This is a genomic window from Nonomuraea glycinis, from assembly GCF_035920485.1.
GTDB lineage: Bacteria > Actinomycetota > Actinomycetes > Streptosporangiales > Streptosporangiaceae > Nonomuraea > Nonomuraea glycinis.
Window position 1 is genome coordinate 9,311,720 of the sequence record NZ_CP109166.1, and the last position, 18,444, is coordinate 9,330,163.

At 70.5% G+C, this 18,444-nt stretch carries 19 protein-coding genes and 1 pseudogene; 13 read left to right on the top strand and 7 right to left on the bottom strand.

All coding sequences use genetic code 11. The features are described from left to right. Positions 1–5: 5 nt before the first annotated feature. The 4 genes from OHA68_RS43885 to OHA68_RS43900 form a co-directional block, all read right to left on the bottom strand. Entirely contained in the window at positions 6–458 is a 453-nt protein-coding gene (locus tag OHA68_RS43885; RefSeq protein ID WP_327105540.1) for a peroxiredoxin, read from the bottom strand. Positions 459–495: 37 nt separating this feature from the next. After that, on the bottom strand, positions 496–924 hold the full coding sequence (locus OHA68_RS43890) for a DUF3052 domain-containing protein (protein WP_189140915.1): 429 nt from the start codon (positions 922–924) through the stop codon (positions 496–498). 117 nt (positions 925–1,041) lie between these two features. Further along, the gene (locus OHA68_RS43895) at positions 1,042–1,449 is read right to left on the bottom strand and encodes a secondary thiamine-phosphate synthase enzyme YjbQ (protein WP_189140916.1); all 408 of its coding nucleotides are present in this window, start codon (positions 1,447–1,449) and stop codon (positions 1,042–1,044) included. Positions 1,450–1,458: 9 nt separating this feature from the next. Then, on the bottom strand, positions 1,459–1,641 hold the full coding sequence (locus OHA68_RS43900; protein ID WP_189140917.1) for a DUF1918 domain-containing protein: 183 nt from the start codon (positions 1,639–1,641) through the stop codon (positions 1,459–1,461). 506 nt (positions 1,642–2,147) lie between these two features. Here OHA68_RS43900 and aceE point away from each other — a divergent pair. From aceE to OHA68_RS43915, 3 genes are all read left to right on the top strand, one after another. Next, positions 2,148–4,895 carry a pyruvate dehydrogenase (acetyl-transferring), homodimeric type gene (gene aceE, locus OHA68_RS43905; RefSeq protein ID WP_355041208.1) on the top strand — a complete coding sequence of 916 codons (2,748 nt, stop codon included), beginning with the start codon at positions 2,148–2,150 and terminating at the stop codon, positions 4,893–4,895. A gap of 135 nt (positions 4,896–5,030) precedes the next feature. Continuing rightward, the gene (locus OHA68_RS43910; protein ID WP_327105541.1) at positions 5,031–6,527 is read left to right on the top strand and encodes an alpha/beta hydrolase; all 1,497 of its coding nucleotides are present in this window, start codon (positions 5,031–5,033) and stop codon (positions 6,525–6,527) included. 10 nt (positions 6,528–6,537) lie between these two features. After that, positions 6,538–7,278, top strand: a complete 741-nt coding sequence (locus OHA68_RS43915; protein WP_327105542.1) for a maleylpyruvate isomerase family mycothiol-dependent enzyme — start codon at positions 6,538–6,540, stop codon at positions 7,276–7,278. A gap of 215 nt (positions 7,279–7,493) precedes the next feature. On the opposite strand, the gene OHA68_RS43920 is transcribed toward OHA68_RS43915, so the two are convergent. After that, positions 7,494–8,219 carry a helix-turn-helix transcriptional regulator gene (locus OHA68_RS43920; protein ID WP_327105543.1) on the bottom strand — a complete coding sequence of 242 codons (726 nt, stop codon included), beginning with the start codon at positions 8,217–8,219 and terminating at the stop codon, positions 7,494–7,496. Positions 8,220–8,274: 55 nt separating this feature from the next. Then, complete coding sequence (locus OHA68_RS43925) at positions 8,275–9,294, bottom strand: PHP domain-containing protein (protein ID WP_327105544.1); 1,020 nt, start codon at positions 9,292–9,294, stop codon at positions 8,275–8,277. A gap of 88 nt (positions 9,295–9,382) precedes the next feature. Here OHA68_RS43925 and OHA68_RS43930 point away from each other — a divergent pair, with 88 nt between their 5' ends. From OHA68_RS43930 to OHA68_RS43970, 9 genes and pseudogenes are all read left to right on the top strand, one after another. Beyond that, positions 9,383–9,799 carry a hypothetical protein gene (locus tag OHA68_RS43930; protein WP_327105545.1) on the top strand — a complete coding sequence of 139 codons (417 nt, stop codon included), beginning with the start codon at positions 9,383–9,385 and terminating at the stop codon, positions 9,797–9,799. Positions 9,800–9,802: 3 nt separating this feature from the next. Beyond that, a complete protein-coding gene (locus OHA68_RS43935; protein ID WP_327105546.1) occupies positions 9,803–10,951 on the top strand; it encodes a glutathionylspermidine synthase family protein in 1,149 nt (382 codons plus the stop codon). After that, positions 10,948–11,382 (top strand): DUF350 domain-containing protein, encoded by a 435-nt coding sequence (locus OHA68_RS43940; RefSeq protein ID WP_189140924.1) that lies wholly within the window; start codon positions 10,948–10,950, stop codon positions 11,380–11,382. Before OHA68_RS43935 ends, OHA68_RS43940 begins: the two co-directional genes overlap by 4 nt. Positions 11,383–11,453: 71 nt before the next feature. Further along, positions 11,454–12,578 (top strand): PucR family transcriptional regulator, encoded by a 1,125-nt coding sequence (locus tag OHA68_RS43945; RefSeq protein WP_189141099.1) that lies wholly within the window; start codon positions 11,454–11,456, stop codon positions 12,576–12,578. A gap of 103 nt (positions 12,579–12,681) precedes the next feature. Further along, entirely contained in the window at positions 12,682–13,578 is an 897-nt protein-coding gene (locus OHA68_RS43950) for an ACP S-malonyltransferase (RefSeq protein WP_327105547.1), read from the top strand. Beyond that, positions 13,575–14,528 carry a beta-ketoacyl-ACP synthase III gene (locus OHA68_RS43955; protein ID WP_189140926.1) on the top strand — a complete coding sequence of 318 codons (954 nt, stop codon included), beginning with the start codon at positions 13,575–13,577 and terminating at the stop codon, positions 14,526–14,528. Before OHA68_RS43950 ends, OHA68_RS43955 begins: the two co-directional genes overlap by 4 nt. Positions 14,529–14,617: 89 nt before the next feature. Continuing rightward, positions 14,618–14,857 (top strand): acyl carrier protein, encoded by a 240-nt coding sequence (locus OHA68_RS43960; protein WP_189140927.1) that lies wholly within the window; start codon positions 14,618–14,620, stop codon positions 14,855–14,857. A 34-nt stretch (positions 14,858–14,891) separates the two neighbouring features. Continuing rightward, positions 14,892–16,124 (top strand): beta-ketoacyl-ACP synthase II, encoded by a 1,233-nt coding sequence (gene fabF, locus OHA68_RS43965; RefSeq protein ID WP_327105548.1) that lies wholly within the window; start codon positions 14,892–14,894, stop codon positions 16,122–16,124. Positions 16,125–16,152: 28 nt separating this feature from the next. Beyond that, positions 16,153–16,502, top strand: a pseudogene (locus OHA68_RS43970) (carboxyl transferase domain-containing protein); the annotation flags it as partial. Positions 16,503–16,688: 186 nt separating this feature from the next. Here OHA68_RS43970 and OHA68_RS43975 read toward each other — a convergent pair. Then, on the bottom strand, positions 16,689–17,183 hold the full coding sequence (locus OHA68_RS43975; RefSeq protein ID WP_189140929.1) for a DUF3145 domain-containing protein: 495 nt from the start codon (positions 17,181–17,183) through the stop codon (positions 16,689–16,691). Between the two features lie 175 nt (positions 17,184–17,358). Between OHA68_RS43975 and OHA68_RS43980 the strand changes: the two genes are divergently transcribed. Continuing rightward, positions 17,359–18,372 carry a S8 family peptidase gene (locus OHA68_RS43980; protein ID WP_327105549.1) on the top strand — a complete coding sequence of 338 codons (1,014 nt, stop codon included), beginning with the start codon at positions 17,359–17,361 and terminating at the stop codon, positions 18,370–18,372. Positions 18,373–18,444 lie beyond the last annotated feature (72 nt).

Below are 18,444 nucleotides of genomic sequence, written 5' to 3' on the forward strand. Positions count from 1 at the left end.
CTCCGTTATGAAATGTCGGCGAGTGCCTTGATGTAGTCGGCGACGTCACGCGCCTGGCCGGCCGGGTTGACCACCGACCAGCGGATCACGCCCTCGCCGTCAAGGATGAAGGTCCCCCGAAGCGCACAGCCCTTCGCCTCATCGAACACACCGTACGCCCGCGCGACCTGTCCATGTGGCCAGAAATCGGAGAGTAGAGGGAAAGAAAAACCCTCCTGATCCGCCCAGGCACGATGGGAGAAAAGGGAGTCCACCGAGACGGTGAGCAGCTGCGCGTCGGCTTGGAACGCGCGCAGCGCTGTGAGCTCACCGTGGCAGATCCCGCTGAAGGCAAGCGGGTAGAAGACCAGCACGACCTTCCTGCCCCGGAGCTGAGAAAGTCTCACCGGAGTGCCGTGCTGGTCCCGCAGCTCGAAATCCGGAGCTTGGGCACCGACCTCGACAGGATGCGCGTTCACGCGTCTCATCCTGCCGTACGTGCGACGTCCGTGCTCCCTACCGTCGGCCCTTCGGCGTGACGAGCCTGGTCCCTGACCAGTCGGGCGCGGCGGAGATGCTGCTCGTCTGCGAAAGACCCGCGGTCGTGGCGTCCTCCCCGATGTCGCTCGGCTCGACGTGGCCATCACGTCCGGCCTTTGGAGTCAGCAGCCAGATCTGACCACCCTCGGCGAGTGCTCGCATCGCGGAGGTCAGAACGTCGAAGAGGTCTCCATCGCCGTCACGCCACCACAGCAGCACCACGTCGACGACGTCGTCGGTCTCTTCGTCCAGCAGATCGTTACCGGTGAGGCTCTCGATGGAATCCCGAAGCTCGTCGTCGACGTCCTCGTCCCAACCGATCTCCTGCACCACCTGACCCGCCTTGAGGCCAAGTCGTTCGGCCAGGCCGCGCTCGCCCTGCGCCTGACCCGCGGTCGCGCTCACGTTTATCCCTCCTGCTTGAGTGGCCCCGCATATGCGGTTTATCGCTTCGGGACAGTCCACACGCTGTGACCCTCGGTCGTCAACGGTCGCCACGGGTACGGCCGTACTCGGCCAGAATCAATCCGACAGAAACGACAGCCGAACCTGGCGTTGCCGGTTGTCGACATTGAGGTCCACGAGGGCCACTGATTGCCACGTGCCCAGGGCCAGTCTCCCACCCAGGACGGGGATTGTGGCATAGGGCGGGATCAACGCGGGCATGACGTGCGACCTGCCGTGCCCGGCCGAGCCGTGGGCGTGCCGCCACCGGTCGTCGGCGGGCAGAAGTTCGCGCAGCGCTGAAAGCAGGTCGTCGTCGCTGCCGGAGCCGAGCTCCAGCAGCGCGACTCCGGCCGTCGCATGCGGGACGAAGACGTGCAGCAGCCCGTCCTCCCCCTGCGTACGGACGAATTCCGCGCATTCGCGGGTGATGTCGTGCACCGTCTCGTGTGACCCTGTGGCCACCGAGATGAGTTCAGATCTCACACGGAGATCCTATGCGGGCACGACCACGGCATCAGGGCCGGGAACCACCAGGGTGGTGTGCCCGTCGTCGAACCGCACGAGGTACGGGGGCCCGCCGCCGAGGCCCTGGATCTCGATGATGACTCCGCTCCGGTCCGGTTCACCAACGGTATTCCCGTGCACCAGGAGCCGATCGCCTACCGTCGCTCTCATACCTCCAGGTTCGTACGTCGAGCGCCGTACGAGAAGAGGCTGGCCGTCCCGGAGGCGGCAAGGAATGATGACCAAACTGTTACCGGGAGGCCGTTCCTGTGAGTCTGCTGGCAAGTTCCCCCGCCGGCCGGTGCGCCGGGCCGGCGCGGGGGCGGGACACGACCGCGGGCGGCCGGCCCCGCGACCGCCGCGACCCCTGGAAGCCCCCTAGAATGCCTGCTCAGCGGGCATCCGGCCAGACTCCGCCCGCCCGGATGTGACGCGTGGACCCCGCAGGGGGATACTCGAAGACGTGTAGGCAAAATTTCGGAGCTTTTCCGCTCTTGTTAAATTGGGATGCGGCGCTAACCTAGGCCGTGATTCGTCCTACCATCGGTGGACTAGTCCACTGAGACCCAGCAGGACCCCCTGGTTACTCGCTAGTAGAGATGCACTTTCTACGACGAGCCACCAGGATGGAAAGCGACCCAGACCAGACATCAGTCATCCTCGGAAGGCGAGACCCAGTGGCTTCCGGACGCCAGCGTTTCTCGATCATCAGCGACGGCCTACCCAGCCAGCTGCCTGATGTCGACCCCAGTGAGACCAACGAGTGGCTCGAGTCCCTCGACAACGTCGTCAAGACGGAGGGCCGCACGAGAGCCCGCTACCTGATGCTCCGCATGCTGGAGCGGGCCCGCGAGCACCAGGTCGGCGTGCCGGGCCTGCGCAGCACCGACTACATCAACACGATCCCGCCGGAGCGTGAGCCCTGGTTCCCCGGCGACGAGCACGTCGAGCGGCGCATCCGGGCCTACATCCGCTGGAACGCCGCGATCATGGTGACGCGCGCCAACGCCCGCACCAACGTGGGCGGCCACATCGCCACCTACGCCTCGGCCGCGTCGCTCTACGAGGTGGGCTTCAACCACTTCTTCCGCGGCAAGGACCACGGCGAGTCGGGCGACCAGGTCTTCTTCCAGGGCCACGCGGCGCCGGGCATCTACGCCCGCGCCTTCCTAGAGGGCCGGCTCAACGAGGGGCAGCTCGACGCGTTCCGCCAGGAGCTGTCGCACGGCTTCCACGGCCTGCCCTCCTACCCGCACCCGCGGCTGATGCCGGACTTCTGGGAGTTCCCCACCGTCTCGATGGGTCTTGGCCCGATCGGCGCGATCTACCAGGCGCGGTTCAACCGCTACCTGCTCAACCGCCAGATCAAGGACACCAGCCGCAGTCATGTCTGGGCGTTCCTGGGCGACGGCGAGATGGACGAGCCCGAGTCCCTCGGCGCGATCGGCCTGGCCTCGCGCGAGGAGCTCGACAACCTCACCTTCGTCATCAACTGCAACCTGCAGCGGCTCGACGGCCCGGTGCGCGGCAACGGCAAGATCATCCAGGAGCTGGAGTCCTACTTCCGGGGCGCCGGCTGGAACGTCATCAAGGTCGTCTGGGGCCGCGACTGGGACCCGCTGCTGGCGGCGGACGTCGACGGCGTGCTGGTCAACCAGATGAACACCACCCCCGACGGCCAGTTCCAGACCTACTCCGTCGAGTCGGGCGGTTACATCCGCGACCACTTCTTCGCCGGCGACCCGCGCCTGCGCAAGATGGTCGAGCACCTGACCGACGACGACATCCGCAAGCTGTCGCGCGGCGGGCACGACTACCGCAAGGTCTACGCCGCGTTCAAGGCCGCCCGTGAGCACGTCGGCCAGCCGACGGTGATCCTGGCCCAGACCATCAAGGGCTGGACGCTCGGCAAGGACTTCGAGGCGCGCAACGCCACGCACCAGATGAAGAAGCTCACCAAGGCCGAGCTCAAGGAGTTCCGCGACCGGCTCTACCTGCCGATCCCCGACTCCGCGCTCGAAGGCGAGCTGCCCCCCTACTTCCATCCGGGCGAGAACGACCCCGAGATCGCCTACATGAAGGAGCGCCGCGCGGCGCTCGGCGGCGTGCTGCCCAAGCGGGTCGTGCGCGCCAAGCCGGTCAAGCTCCCCGGCGACGAGATCTACCAGGGCTTCCGCAAGGGCTCCGGCAAGCAGCAGGTGGCCACCACGATGGCCTTCGTCCGCGTGCTGAAGGACCTCATGCGCGACAAGGAGATCGGCCACCGGTTCGTGCCGATCATCCCGGACGAGGCGCGCACGTTCGGCCTCGACGCGATGTTCCCGACGGCGAAGATCTACTCCCCGCACGGCCAGAACTACGAGGCCGTCGACCGGGAGCTGCTGCTGTCGTACAAGGAGGCGGTGCAGGGGCAGATCCTGCACGAGGGGATCACCGAGTCGGGGTCGATGGCCTCGGCGATCGCGGCCGGCACGGCGTACTCCACGCACGGCGAGCACATGATCCCGATCTACATCTTCTACTCGATGTTCGGCTGGCAGCGCACCGGCGACCAGATGTGGCAGATGGCCGACCAGCTGACCCGCGGGTTCCTGCTGGGCGCCACCGCCGGCCGCACCACCCTCAACGGCGAGGGCCTGCAGCACGAGGACGGCCAGTCGCCGCTGATCGCCTCGACGAACCCGGCCGCGCTCGCCTACGACCCGTCCTGGGCGTTCGAGGTGGCCTACATCGTCCAGGACGGCCTGCGGCGGATGTACGGCGAGCAGCCGGAGGACGTCTTCTACTACCTGACCGTCTACAACGAGCCCTACCTGCAGCCCGCCCAGCCCGCCGACCTCGACGTGCAGGCACTGCTCAAGGGCCTCTACCGGTTCGCCGAGGGTCCGCAGACGCAGGGGCCGAAGGCCAACATCCTGTCCTCGGGCGTGGCCGGCCCGTGGGCGATGGAGGCGCAGCGGCTGCTGGCCGAGGACTGGGGCGTGTCGGCCACCGTCTGGTCGGCGACGTCCTGGTCGGAGCTGCGCCGTGACGCGCTGGCCTGCGACGAGCACAACCTGCTCAACCCGGACGCCGAGCCGCGGGTGCCTTACGTCACCCAGGCGCTGTCCCAGGCGTCGGGGCCGATCGTGGGCGTCAGCGACTACATGAAGGCCGTGCAGGACCAGATCGCGCAGTGGGTGCCGGGTGACTGGTCCTCGCTGGGCACCGACGGGTTCGGCCTGTCCGACACCCGCTCGGCGCTGCGCCGCCACTTCCACGTGGACGCCGCCTCGATCACGCTGGCCGTACTCACCAGCCTGGTCAAGCGCGGCGAGCTCGAAGGCGAGGTGCTGCGCGAGGCGATCGCCCGCTACCACCTCAAGAACGGCGTGACCGAGGCCGGTGGCGCCGAGAGCAACGACACGCAGTCGATGGGCATCTGACCCCATCCGTCGCAGCGGCCCCTCGCGAAGAGATTCGCGAGGGGCCGCTGTTGTCCGCGTCGTCACACGCCCTTGAGTGAACGCTCACGTATGGTGGGCACTACTTCCCCCCATGCCGATGAGGGGAAAAGTCGTATGCGCCGCGTCCTTGCCGCCGCCGCCCTGGCCGTGACGGCCGCCGCCTGTGCGAGCCCGGCCAAGCCCGCCGCCGATGTGGTGCCCGAGACGGAGAAGATCGACTGGGGTCCGTGCACGGACATCGTCCGTCCCGACGGCGAGCCACCCGCCCGGCAGGACCCCGCCGTGCGGTGCGGGAAACTCGCGGTCCCCCTGGACTACGGCGCGCCGGACGGCGAGAAGATCGACCTCGCGCTGATCAAGATCGCGGCGACCGACAAGAAGCGCCGGATCGGCTCGCTGCTGTTCAACTTCGGTGGCCCGGGCGGCTCCGGCGTGGACACCCTCGACCAGGCGGCCAAGTCGCTGTCGACGCTGCGCGCCCGCTACGACCTGGTCAGCTTCGACCCGCGCGGCGTCGAGCGCAGCTCCGGCGTACGCTGCGGCGGCCCCGCCGACCTGGACGCCTACACCGCGCTGAACACCCTGCCCGCCGACGCGGAGACCCGCGCGAAGACCGACGCGGCCAACAAGAGATTCGCCGAGCTGTGCGAACGCGACTCGGGCAAGATCCTGCCGTTCGTCGGCACCGCCAGCGCCTCCCGCGACATGGACCGCATCCGCGCCGCGCTCGGCGAGGAGAAGCTCAACTACGTCGGCATGTCGTACGGCACACAGCTCGGCGCCGTCTACGCCACCCAGTTCCCCGGCAACGTGGGCCGGATGGTGCTCGACGCGCCGCTGGACCCGACGGTCGACTTCGAGAAGCGCACCCTGGCCCAGACCCGCGGCTTCCAGCGGGCGTACGAGAGCTTCCTGAAGGCGTGCGTCAAGCAGCGGTGCGAGGTCGGCGAGAACGTCGCCGCCGCCAACGCCAACGTGAAGCGGCTGATGAACCAGCTGGCCAAGCAGCCGCTCAAGGTCGGTAAGCGCGAGATCACCCAGGGCCTGGCGGTCACCGGCATCGCCGCCGCCCTCTACTCGGAGCTGACCTGGCCGCTCCTGGGCAACGCGCTCGGCCAGGCGCTCGAAGGCGACGGCTCGGCGCTGCTCTACCTGTCCGACTCCTACACCGGCCGCCGCCCGGACGGCACCTACTCCACCCAGATGACCAGCTTCCCGGCGATCACCTGCGTGGACACCACCGAGCGCCCCGACAGGGCCACGCTCGCGCGCACCCAGGCCGCCGCGATGAAGATCTCGCCGCTGTTCGGTAGCGAGGGCTCCGGCGGGTTGTGCCGGATCTGGCCGGCCAAGGGCAGCGACGAGGCCACGAAGGTGGACGCGACCGGATCGGCGCCGATCCTGGTGGTGGGGGGCAAGAACGACCCCGCCACCCCCTACCAGTGGGCACCCAGCCTGACCGCGCAGCTCAAGACGGCCACGCTGGTCACCTACGAGGGCGAGGGGCACGGCGCCTACCTGTCGGGCAGCAAGTGCATCGCCCGGCTCGTGGACGACTATCTGATCAAGGGCAAGCTGCCCGAGCGAGGCGTCAGCTGCGCGGCCGCCTAGGCTCGGCCGGGTGACGGACTACTTCGCGCTCATCGAGGACGAGACCACGCGCCTGGCCGAGCTCGCCACGGCGCCGCAGACCCCGCTGCCCACCTGCCCCGGCTGGACCCTCGCGGACCTCATCACGCACGTCGGCACCCTGCACCGCTGGGTGACGCACCTGGTGACGACGCGCCGCCAGGATCCCGTCTGGTCGCGGCAGGTGCCCAACGGCCTGGCCGAAGGCGAGCACGGCGACCGGGAGTGGCTCGCCTCCGGGATGACGGAGATGGTCCGGACGCTGCGCGCGACCGACCCGGACACGCCCGTGTGGACCTGGGGGCCCACCGGCCGGGCGAGCTGGTGGACCCGCCGGATGGCGTACGAGCTGGTCGTGCACCGGGTCGACGCCGAGCTCGCGGCCGGTCGCGAGCCGGTCGTCGAGCCGGCGGTCGCGGCCGACGGCGTCGAGGAGTTCCTCGACAACGTGTCGTCCGCCGGCTGGGTCACCAAGCGCCTGGCCGCACTGGACGGCGTGGTGGGCGCCACCTTCCACCTGCACGCCACGGACACGCCGGGCGAGTGGACGTTCGTCCAGGAACCCGGCGGCGGGATCTCCTGGGCGCGCGGGCACGCCAAGGGCGACGCCGCGGTGCCCGCACCCGCCGCCGACCTGCTGCTCCTGGTGTACGGCAGGCGCCCGGCCGACGGGGTGACCGTGCACGGCGAGCGCGCGCTGCTGGAGCGATGGCTGGCGGCGGCCCGCCTGTGAGCCACCGCGCCGCTGGAGCGGTGGCCGGCGGCAGTCCGGCCGTGAGCCCTGGACGCGCCGCCGCTCGGCGGTCGGCGGCGGGTCCAGGGGCAGACCGGTCACTCGCGAAAGCGGGCCCGGGGCGCGGGGAAGGCATCTCCCCGGCCCGCGACGCGTTCGACACAGGCCATACTCCAACGCCGACGCGACAACCCTATGTCGGTGTTTTCGAACGACTAATCGAGAACGGCGCCGTGCATCACCATCTCCGGCACCTCGGCCGCGAAGCCCTCCACCGGCCGCTCCGGGCAGCGCTCGGCGGTGACGGTCGCCGCGGCGATCCGGTCGAACCGGAAGACGCGCACGTCATCGCGCAGGCGGCACCAGGCCACGAGATACCAGAACCCGCCCCGGCCGCCCAGGAACACGCCCGGCTCGACGTCCCGGGAGGTCAGCGCCCCCTTGGCGTCGGCGTACTCCAGCCGGAGCACGCGGCGGCGCAGCAGCGCCTCCTCGATCGCGCGCGAAACGCCCGCCGCGCCGAGCGGCCGGATCCCGCCGGCGGGCTCGGGCGGCTCGGCGACGAGCACCCGGCGGGCCAGCTCCCTGGCGAGCTCGCCCTCGGTGCCGGGCATGGCGGCGACCACCTTGCGTAACGCGCTGCGCGCCTGCCTGCCGAACGGCTGGTCGCCCGCCCTGCCGAGCGCCACGGCGATGGCCACCGCCTCGGCGGGGGTGAAGTTGAGCGGCGGGAGGGACATCTTCTTGTCCAGGGTGTAGCCGCCGGTGCGGCCGGCCTCGGCGTAGATCGGCACCCCCGACTCCTGCAGAGCGGTGATGTCGCGCTCGATCGTGCGCACGCTCACCTCGAACCGGGCGGCGAGCTCGCGGGCCGAACGGCGGCGGGGCGCGATGGCGCGCAGGTCCTCGACGAGCGCGTAGAGCCGGTCGGTGCGATTCACACCTGTGACGGTACGCTCGGCCACCGACAATCGCGTGCCCGCAGGGGATACAGCGTCATCTCGTCCAGGCCAGCAGCTCCTCCAGCGGCCAGGTGTTGACGATCCGCGCCGGCTCGATCCCGCACCGCGCCGCCCGCTCGCACCCGTGCCGCTGCCAGTCGAGCTGGCCCGGCGCGTGCGCGTCGGAGTTGACGGCGAAGACACAGCCCTGCTCGTACGCCTGGCGCAGCAGCCGTTTGGGCGGGTCGAGCCGGTCCGGCCTGGAGTTGATCTCGACGGCCACGCCGAAGCTCCGGCACGCCTCGAAGACGATCTCGGCGTCGAACGCCGACTCCGGCCGGCGCTCGCCGCGCGCGCCACCGGCCCGCACCACCCGCCCGGTGCAGTGCCCCAGCACGTCCACCCGCGGATCGGCGATCGCCATGACCATCCTGCGGGTCATCTCCGGGCCGGGCATCCGCAGCTTGGAGTGCACGCTGGCCACCACCACGTCCAGCCGCTCCAGCAGCTCGGGCTCCTGGTCGAGGCCGCCGTCGAGGTCGATGTCGACCTCGATGCCGGTCAGCACCCGAAAGGGCGCGAGTCGCCGGTTGAGCTCGGCCACCCGGTCGAGCTGCTCGCGCAGGCGGTCCGCGGGGAGGCCGCCCGCGATCTTCAGCCGGGGCGAGTGGTCGGTCAGCGCCAGGTACTCGTGGCCGAGCGACCGGGCGGCGGCGGCCATCTCCTCGATCGGCGCGCCGCCGTCGGACCAGTCGGAGTGACTGTGCAGGTCGCCTTTGAGCGCGGCCAGCAGCGCCGCCGTCTCGTCGTCGAGGTCGGTCCCCTCGGTGGCTCGCATCCTGCGCAGATAGGTCGGCACCTGACCGGCCAGCGCCTCGGTGATCACCAGCGCGGTCACCTTGCCGATGCCCGGCAGATCGGCCAGGCCACCCGCGTCCGCCAGCCGTACCAGCTCCTCATGGGGCAGGTCGGCGACGACCGAGGCGGCGCGGCGGAAGGCGCGCACGCGGTAGGCGGGCTCGCCCGCCCGCTCAAGGAGAAAGGCGATTTCCTGGAACGCCTCGATCGGTTCCATACGTTCATGAATACCAAAGGAGCAGGCCGTCGATTGATGCCGGAGGCCCTCACCGATAGTCTGTCCGGCCGGAGAGAGCAGGAGCTAGATGGCCTACACGCCACCCTCACCCCACCCACCCCATCGCCCGAAGAAGCGGTCGAAGGCGTCCAACGTGATCACCCTGACGGTCGTCGGCGTCGTCTCGGTCATGGTGGTCGGCTACTGCGCGGCCACCCAGAACGACGACGAGGTCACCGCCGACTGCGTGGACATGAACAACCAGTTCGACGACGGTTCCTACCAGGTGGTGGACGAGGACCTCTGCGACGAGGACGACGACGGCGGCAGCCACTACTACGGCGGTTCGCGTGGCGCCTACCTCTGGTACTACGGCGGCACCCGGATCGGCAGCCGGGTGCGGGCGGGCACCAGCTACCGCCCCTCGGACGTCGGCATCAAGTCCCGCGCCGGCCGTGAGATCCAGCGAGGCGGCTTCGGCAGCTTCCGCAGCGGAGGCAGCTGACCCGTGCGGCGCGAGCGAGGCACGCCCAGGGACGACTGGGAGAAGACGATCGAGGGCCAGGGGCTCGCCTACCACCGTGCGGCCCACCCCGAAGGCCTGAGCAGGCCCTACTGGGACGAGTCCGTGCACTACGCCTTCTCCATGGCGGAGGTGGAGTCGCTGGAGGAGCAGGTCGAGGAGCTGCACGGCATGTGCCTGAGCGCCGCCGAGCACGTGGTCGCCGCGGGCCGCTTCGCCGACTTCGCCATCCCCGAGTGGGCCGCCGCCGACGTGGCGCGCTCCTGGGAGCGCCGTGACCCGCACCTGTACGCCCGCTTCGACCTGCGCTACGACGGCACCGGCCCGGCCAAGCTGCTGGAGTACAACGCCGACACGCCGACCTCGCTGCTGGAGTCGTCGGTGGTGCAGTGGTTCTGGCTGAAGGACACCCACCCCGGCGACGACCAGTGGAACTCCATCCACGAGCGGCTCATCGACCGCTGGCGGGAGCTGCCGTTGCCGCCAGGACCCACCCACTTCGCCTGGACCAACCGGGACGAGTCCGGCGAGGAGGCGATGACGCTCGCGTACCTCCAGGAGACCGCCGAGCAGGCCGGCCGGCAGACCGTCGCGGTCGCCATGGAGGACATCGGCTGGGACGCGCTCAACCGCCGTTTCGTCGACGTCGAGGAGCGCATGATCCGCTCGGCGTTCAAGCTCTACCCGTGGGAGTGGATGCTGGCCGAGCCGTTCGGGCGGCACGCGGTGCGCCACGGCACCTGGCTCGAGCCGCTGTGGAAGGCGCTGCTGTCCAACAAGGCGCTGCTGGCCGTGCTGTGGGAGCTGTTCCCCGGCCATCCCAACCTGCTGCCGGCCTATCTCGACGGCCCCCGCGACCTGACCTCCTATATCGCCAAGCCGCTGCTCGGACGGGAGGGCGCCTCCATGCGGATCGTCACCCCGTCCGGCGGCCAGGAGACGCCCGGCTCCTACGGCCAGGAGGGCTACGTCTTCCAGGGCTTCGAGGCGCTGCCCGACTTCGACGGGCAGCGGCCCGTGCTGGGCGCCTGGATGATCGCCGACGAGGCCGCGGGGCTGGGCATCAGGGAGACCACCGGCTTGATCACCGACGACACCTCGTCCTTCGTACCTCACCGAATCGAGCAATCATGAACGCCCTCCTGGAGATCCTCGTCCGCGGCGCGGGCGCCATCGCCTCCTACGCCGCCGTCGGCGTGATCCTGCTGATCGTCGGCTTCTACGTGATCGACCTCGCCACGCCCGGCAGGCTGAGCGAGGTCATCCGGACCGACCGCAATCCCAACGCCACGCTGCTGGCGGCCTCGGCGATGGCCGCGATCGGGCTGATCGTGGCGGCCTCCATCTGGTCCTCCGGCGGGCGGCTGGCCGAGGGCCTGGCGGGCACGGCGGTGTTCGGCCTGGTCGGCATCGTGGTGCAGACCCTGGCGATGCTGCTGTTCGACCGGGTGGTGGGCATCTCGGTGCGTGACCTGGTCAAGGAGCCCGAGCTGCAGCCGGGCGCCCGGCTGCTGGCGGTCACCCACGTGGCGATCGGCCTGATAACCGCCGTCGCGGTCATCTAGCCGGACCTGGCACTCTAGAAGGCGTGACAGACCGGACCCGGGAGGACACCACTCGCAGGCTCGAGCGCGCCATGGGCTCGCTCGGCACGGCGGCCATGTCCCGTATGGACGAGCAGTTGCCGTGGTTTCGCGCGCTCAGCGCCGAGGATCGCTCGTGGGTGGGCCTGGTGGCGCAGGCCGGGATCGCCGCGTTCGTGGAGTGGTTCCAGCACGCGGGTGAAGATCGGCCCACGCCCAGCATCGAGTTCTTCGGCACCGCGCCGCGCGAGCTGAAGCGCTCCATCTCGCTGCAGCAGACCGTCGACATCGTCAGGGTCGTCGTCCAGGTGGTGGAGGCGCAGACCGACGAGCTGGCCGCGCCCGGCGGCGGGGACCAGCTCCAGCAGGCCATGCTCCGCTACACCCGCGACGTGGCCTTCGCCGCCGCGCACGTCTACGCCCGCGAGGCCGAGGCCCGAGGGTCCTGGGACGCCAGGCTGGAGGCGCTGATCGTGGACGCGCTGGTCCGCGGCGAGGTCGACGACGGCCTGCACTCCTGGGCGGCGGCGCTCGGCTGGACGTCCTCCCCGGTGGTGGTCATCGCCGGCCACGCTCCCGAGGGCGACCCGCGCGCGGTGATCGACGGGCTGCGTGAGCGCGGCCGCCGCATCGGCATGGACCTGCTCGCCGGGGTGCAGGCCGACCGGCTGATCGTGATCGTGGGCGGCGCCACCAGCGTCGACGACGCGGCCAAGCAGGTCGTGGCCCGCTTCGGCGAGGGCCCGATCGTCATCGGCCCTGAGGTGCCCGACCTGCACGCCGCCGCCCGCTCGGCCAGGGCCGCGCTGGCCGGGCTGCAGGCCGCCTCCGGCTGGCCGGACGCCCCGCGCCCGGTGGACGCCGAGGACCTGCTGGCGGAGCGGGCGCTCAACGGCGACACCGACGCCCGCGAGCAGCTCATCGAGAACGTCCATCTGCCGCTGGCCGGCACCCCGCTGCTCGATACGCTGGCCACCTATCTGGAGCAGGGCACCTCGCTGGAGGCCACCGCGCGGCTGCTGTTCGTGCACCCGAACACGGTCCGCTATCGGCTCAAGAAGATCACCGAGCTGACCGGCTATCAGCCGACGGAGGGCCGCTCGGCCTTCACCCTCCAGGTGGGGCTCATCCTGGGCAGGCTCGCCGAGAGCGCGGAGACCTGGCGGACGCTAACGTAACAGCGCCGAAACCCACATTGTGGGCTTCCTACAAATCACCCCGGACAAAGTTCGTTCAGATCTTCATCAGCGTGTCGGACATCTACAGGGCAGGGTTAAGTACGTGCTTGTACTCGTCGCGCCAGGCCAGGGCGCCCAAACTCCCGGCTTTCTCACACCGTGGCTTGAGCTGCCCGGTCTCGCCGACCGGCTGTCCGCCTGGTCCGACGTCGCCGGCCTGGACCTGATCGCCTACGGCACGACCGCCGGGGCCGACGAGATCCGCGACACCGCGATCGCCCAGCCGCTGCTGGTCGCCGCCGCGCTGGCCTCGGCCGAGGCGCTCGGCGTGACCCCCGGCCTGCTCGCCGGTCACAGTGTCGGCGAGTTCGCCACGGCGGCCCTGGCCGGGGTGCTGACCCCGGAGCAGGCGCTGACCCTGGTGCGCGAGCGCGGCCAGGCCATGGCCAAGGCCGCCGGGGTCACCCCGACCGGCATGACGGCGGTGCTGGGCGGCGTCGAGGCCGACGTGCTCGCCGCGCTCGACAAGCACGGGCTGACGCCCGCCAACGTCAACGGCGCCGGGCAGATCGTCGCCGGCGGCACGCTGGAGCAGCTGGCCGCGTTCAAGGACGACGCGCCCGCCCGTGCCCGCCTGATCCCGCTGTCCGTGGCGGGCGCCTTCCACACCGTCCACATGGCCCCGGCGGTCGACCAGCTGCGCGAGGCCGCCCAGCAGGTCCAGCCCGCCGACCCGCGGGTCAAGCTGCTCTCCAACGCCGACGGTCAGGTCGTGACCGACGGCGCTGAGCTCATGCGCCGCCTGGTCGACCAGGTGAGCAGTCCCGTCAGGTGGGACGCCTGCATGACCTCCATGGCCGATCTCGGTGTCACCGCGATGATCGAGTTGCTGCCCGGCGGCACTCTGACCGGGCTGGCCAAGCGTGGCCTGCGCGGGGTGCGTACCGTGGCACTCAAGACCCCAGATGATCTCGATGCCGCCAGGGAGCTGACCCCGTGAGGATTCTCGACACCGCACCCGGTGCGAAGGTGCTGGCACTCGGCCACTACCAGCCCTCCAAGGTCGTCACCAACGACGACCTTGCCAAGACCATGGACACCAACGACGAGTGGATCCAGTCACGGGTCGGCATCAAGGAGCGCCGGGTCGCCGACGGGGAGAGCCTTGTCGACATGGCCACCCAGGCAGGCGGCAAGGCGCTGGCCGCCAGCGGCCTGTCCGCGGCGGACATCGACCTGGTGATCGTGGCGACCTGCACGCTGGAGAGCCAGATCCCCAACTCCTCCGCCGTCGTGGCGCACCGCCTCGGCATCGACTCCCCCGGCGCGTTCGACGTGAACGCGGCCTGCTCCGGCTTCTGCTACGCGCTGGCCGCCGCCGACTCCGCCGTCCGCGGCGGCTCGGCCAAGCACGTGCTCGTCATCGGCGCGGAAAAGCTCTCGCAGTGGCTCGACTGGACCGACCGGTCGACCGCCGTGATCTTCGCCGACGGCGCCGGCGCCGCGGTGGTGGGCCCCTCCGACACGCCGGGCATCGGCCCGGTCGTCTGGGGCAGCTCGGGTGACAAGTACGAGGCCATCCGGATCCCCGACCGCCACGGCTCACTGGGCCAGGAGGGCCAGACGGTGTTCCGGTGGGCCACCACCGCGCTGCACCCGGTCGCCAAGCTGGCCTGCGAGCGCGCGGGCGTGGACCCGTCCGAGCTGGCCGCCTTCATCCCGCACCAGGCCAACCTGCGCATCATCGAGTCCATCGCGCGCAAGCTGGGCGCCGACAACGCCGTCGTCGCCCGCGACATCGTCACGGCCGGCAACACCTCCGCCGCGTCCATCCCGCTCGCGCTCTCGCGCATGCTGGAGCGCGGCGAGATCCGTTCGGGCGGGCTCGCGCTCATCCTCGGCTTCGGCGCCGGCCTGACCTATGCGGGACAGGTCATCGAGATTCCATAGGATCGCGTACGGCACACGCGCCGTACGCATGTCACAGCTTGTACGGCGAAGCCGTGCAGAACCCAGAAAAAACTAAGGAGAACTAGGACATGGCTGCCACCGAGCAGGACATCCTCGAGGGCCTCGGCAAGATCATCAACGAGATCACCGGCATTCCCGCCACCGAGGTCACCCCCGAGAAGAGCTTCGTGGACGACCTCGACATCGACTCCCTGTCCATGGTCGAGATCGCCGTGGCCGCCCAGGACGAGTTCGGCGTCGAGATCCCTGACGACCAGCTCAAGAACCTGAAGACGGTCAAGGACGTCCTCACCTTCATCCAGAACTAAGTCCCTGCCTACTGATCGACAAGGAGTGCGAAACGTGAGTGCAAACCGGGTACGTGTCGTCGTCACCGGGCTCGGCGCGACGACGCCCGTCGGTGGAGACGTCAACTCGTCCTGGTCGGCGCTCCTCGCCGGTCAGTCGGGCGTCAGGACTCTCACCGAGGACTGGATCGACACCGTCCCCGTGACGTTCGCGGGGACGGCCGCGGTCGACCCCGCCGAGGTGCTGCCGCGGCCCGAGTCACGACGTCTCGACCGCAGTGAGCAGTTCGCCATGGTCGCCGCGCGTGAGGCGTGGCAGGACGCGGGTGCGCCCGAGGTGGCGCCGGAGCGGCTGGGCGTCGTCGTGTCCAGCGGCATCGGCGGCATCAACACCACCCTGTCCGCCTACGACACCTACAAGGAGCGCGGCTGGAACCGGCTGTCGCCCTTCACGGTGCCGATGCTCATGCCCAACGGCCCCGCCGCCTGGATCGGCCTCGACCTGGGCGCCCAGGCGGGGGTGCACGCCACCGTGTCCGCCTGCGCCTCCGGCGCCGAGGCCATCGGCTACGCGATGGACATGATCAAGGCCGGCCGGGCCGACGTGGTGGTCGCCGGCGGCACCGAAGCCGCCATCCACGGCCTCAACGTGGCGGCCTTCGCCGCCGCCCGCGCCATGTCCACCCGCAACGACGACCCGCAGGGCGCTTCGCGGCCCTGGGACCGCGACCGTGACGGGTTCGTGCTCGGCGAGGGCGCCGGCATCCTGGTGCTGGAGTCCGAGGAGTACGCCAAGGCCCGCGGCGCGCGGATCTACGCCTACGCCAGCGGTGTCGGCTACTCGGCCGACTCCTTCCACATCACCAAGCCCGAGCCCGAGGGCCGCGGCATCAGCATGGCGATGACGCACGCGCTCACCGACGCCGAGCTCACCGGCCGGGACATCAAGCACGTCAACGCGCACGCCACCTCGACGCCCGCCGGGGACGTCATCGAGGTTCAGGCCGTGGCCAAGGCCATCGGCGCGCACCCGCTGGTGACCTCGACCAAGTCCATGACCGGCCACCTGCTGGGCGGCGCGGGCGGCATCGAGTCCGTCTTCACCGTCAAGTCGCTCCAGGAGCGCATCGTCCCCGCCACCATCAACCTCGACACCATCGATGACGGCATCGAAGTGGATCTCGTCCACGGCGCGAACCGCACGCTGCCCGAAGGTGACATCGCCGCGGTCAACAACTCCTTCGGCTTCGGCGGCCACAACGTGACCGTCGTGTTCAAGGGCGCATAAGGTCCGCGCTCGGCGACCGGACCGGCCCGCCGACGACCCGCTGCGGCTCGGCGGCTGCCTCGACGCCACGTCCGCCGAGAAAGCCGCTCGCTTCGTCCGTATGTGTGACGCCTTCGGAGTGCCGTTGGTTGTCCTTGTGGACGTACCGGGTTATCTGCCGGGGCGTCGGCCAGGAGCGCCGCTCCGGAGGAGGAGCGGGCCGAGCTGGAGCAGCGGCTCGCCAGGGAGCACGAGAAGCTGGCGGGCTGGCTCGCCCGTGCGCGGGATCTGGGCGTGATCGACGAGGTCATCGAGCCGGTGGAGACCCGCGGCGCGATCGCCCAGGTCCTCGCCCAGGCCACCCCCGCCAGAGGCGCGCACGGGAACATCCCCCTGTGACCCAGTGACACGAAGGGCCCCGCACCGTGAGGTGCGGGGCCCTTTCGCGTAGGCAGGCTCGGGCTGTCGCTGGCTCGGGTCGTCGGCGCTGGCTCGGGTATCGCTGGCTCGGGCCGTCGGCGCTGGCTCGGTGGTCGCAGGTTCGGGTGGTCGCGGGTTCGGGTGGTCGCGGTCGAGGGGCGCACCTCAGACGGCGGCGTGCAGCCAGCGGACGGGAGCGCCGTCGCCCGCGTAGCGGAACGGCTCCAGCTCCTCGTCCCACGGCTTGCCGAGCAGTTTGTCCAGCTCGTCCTCCAGCACAGAGCGCCCCTGGGCAGCCGTCAGCATCACGGCGCGCAGCCGATCCTCGGGGATCAGGATGTCGCCCCCGGCACCGATGACCGCGCTGAAGGCGCCGAGCGTCGGCGTGTAGGCATGCCGGGAGCCGTCGACGCCCGGCGAGGCGTCCTCGGTGATCTCGAACCGGATGCGCTGCCAGCCCATGAGGGAGGAGGTGATGGCCGCCGCGATGCCCGGCCGGCCCTCCCACTCCGCCTGCGCCCGCACCACATTGGGCGCCGCGGGTTGCGGGGTCCAGGTCAGGTCCACGGGCACGCCAAGAACACCCGCGACCGCCCATTCGATATGAGGGCACAGCGCGGGCTGAGCCGAGTGGACGTAGAGCACGCCACGAGCAGACACCGGACCTCCCGATTCGGTACGAGGTGCGCCTTCCCCAACGGCCTCGTCCTGGGATGATCACAAGTGACTAGGGAGAGACTACCGTCGGTTGTAATCGGAAACCAGTGCACGGCCATACCAAGTTGGTGCGCGTGTGGCATGTGACAGCTGAGCCGGCTGGGAAAGATACCCGCTCATGGACATCGAACGAGCCGGCGAGGCGCTCATCCGCCCAGGCCAGATCCTGACGGACCGCAGCGCCCTGTCGGCCGCCGCACGCTGGACCCAGGCGGTCTCGGAGGCCGACGGCGTCTGCGTGATCCACCTGACGTCCGGGGTGGACCCGTGCGAGATCACCAGGGAGCTGCGCGAGCACGGTTTCCGGGCCTCGCCCAACCACGTCTTCGCCGGGCAGCCCTTGTTCTTCGGCGGCCCGGCGACCAGGGCCTTCCCCTGCCCGCCCATCTCCCACCGGCCGGGCAGGGCCAGGTCCCAGGTGGTGGTGGGGCTGGTCGACTCCGGCGTGGCCGCGCACCGGTGGTGGTCCGACAGCGACTGGTACGCCCGGACCAGCGCCGAGGACGCCGACGCGACCGAGGGCTCGCAGGCCGGGCACGGCACCTTCCTGGCGGGCCTGCTCGTCCGCGGGGCGCCCGGCGTGTCGCTGCGGGTGAGCCGGGTGCTTGACGGCGACGGGGTGGGCGACGAGGCGAGCGTGGTCCGGGCGCTGCACCGGATGCGCGACCGGCCGCCGCAGGTGCTCAACCTGTCCTTCGGCGGCCACACCTTCGACGGCAGACCGCCGCCGCTGCTGGCCGACGCGCTCGCCGAGCTGACGGACACGGTGGCCGTCGCGTGCGCCGGCAACACGGCCTCGGACCGGCCCTTCTACCCTGCCGCGCTGGCCGACACGATCGCGGTGGGCGCCGTGGACCACACGCTCGAACGCCGGGCCCCGTTCTCGGCCCACGGCTCGTGGGTGGACGCCTGTGCCCCCGGCGAGTGGCTGACGAGCAGCTTCCTGGAGCGCGGCGAGTTCGCCGGGTACGCCTCCTGGAGCGGCACGTCGTTCGCCACGGCCATCGTCGCGGGGGCCATCGCCGACGCCGCGCGGGACCTGCCGGCCAAGGAGGCGGCGCTGCGGGTGCTCGACCCCCAGGTCAACCGGCAAATTCCCGATCTGGGAGTTCTCGTCCCGTCGAATCTGTAGAGTTTACGCTCAGTCCCCAGACGATCACGGGGAGGCAGATTCGCCTCGCCGTGCGGGTCGGAAAGGAGGCCG

Bases quoted from the DNA above. Each gene is read 5' to 3' on its own strand.
- OHA68_RS43900 (WP_189140917.1), bottom strand. From the start codon at position 1,641: ATGAGAGCGACGGTAGGCGATCGGCTCCTGGTGCACGGGAATACCGTT.
- OHA68_RS43910 (WP_327105541.1), top strand. From the start codon at position 5,031: ATGCGCCGCGTCCTTGCCGCCGCCGCCCTGGCCGTGACGGCCGCCGCC.
- OHA68_RS43925 (WP_327105544.1), bottom strand. From the start codon at position 9,294: ATGGAACCGATCGAGGCGTTCCAGGAAATCGCCTTTCTCCTTGAGCGG.
- OHA68_RS43930 (WP_327105545.1), top strand. From the start codon at position 9,383: ATGGCCTACACGCCACCCTCACCCCACCCACCCCATCGCCCGAAGAAG.
- OHA68_RS43940 (WP_189140924.1), top strand. From the start codon at position 10,948: ATGAACGCCCTCCTGGAGATCCTCGTCCGCGGCGCGGGCGCCATCGCC.
- OHA68_RS43945 (WP_189141099.1), top strand. From the start codon at position 11,454: ATGGGCTCGCTCGGCACGGCGGCCATGTCCCGTATGGACGAGCAGTTG.
- OHA68_RS43960 (WP_189140927.1), top strand. From the start codon at position 14,618: ATGGCTGCCACCGAGCAGGACATCCTCGAGGGCCTCGGCAAGATCATC.
- OHA68_RS43980 (WP_327105549.1), top strand. From the start codon at position 17,359: ATGGACATCGAACGAGCCGGCGAGGCGCTCATCCGCCCAGGCCAGATC.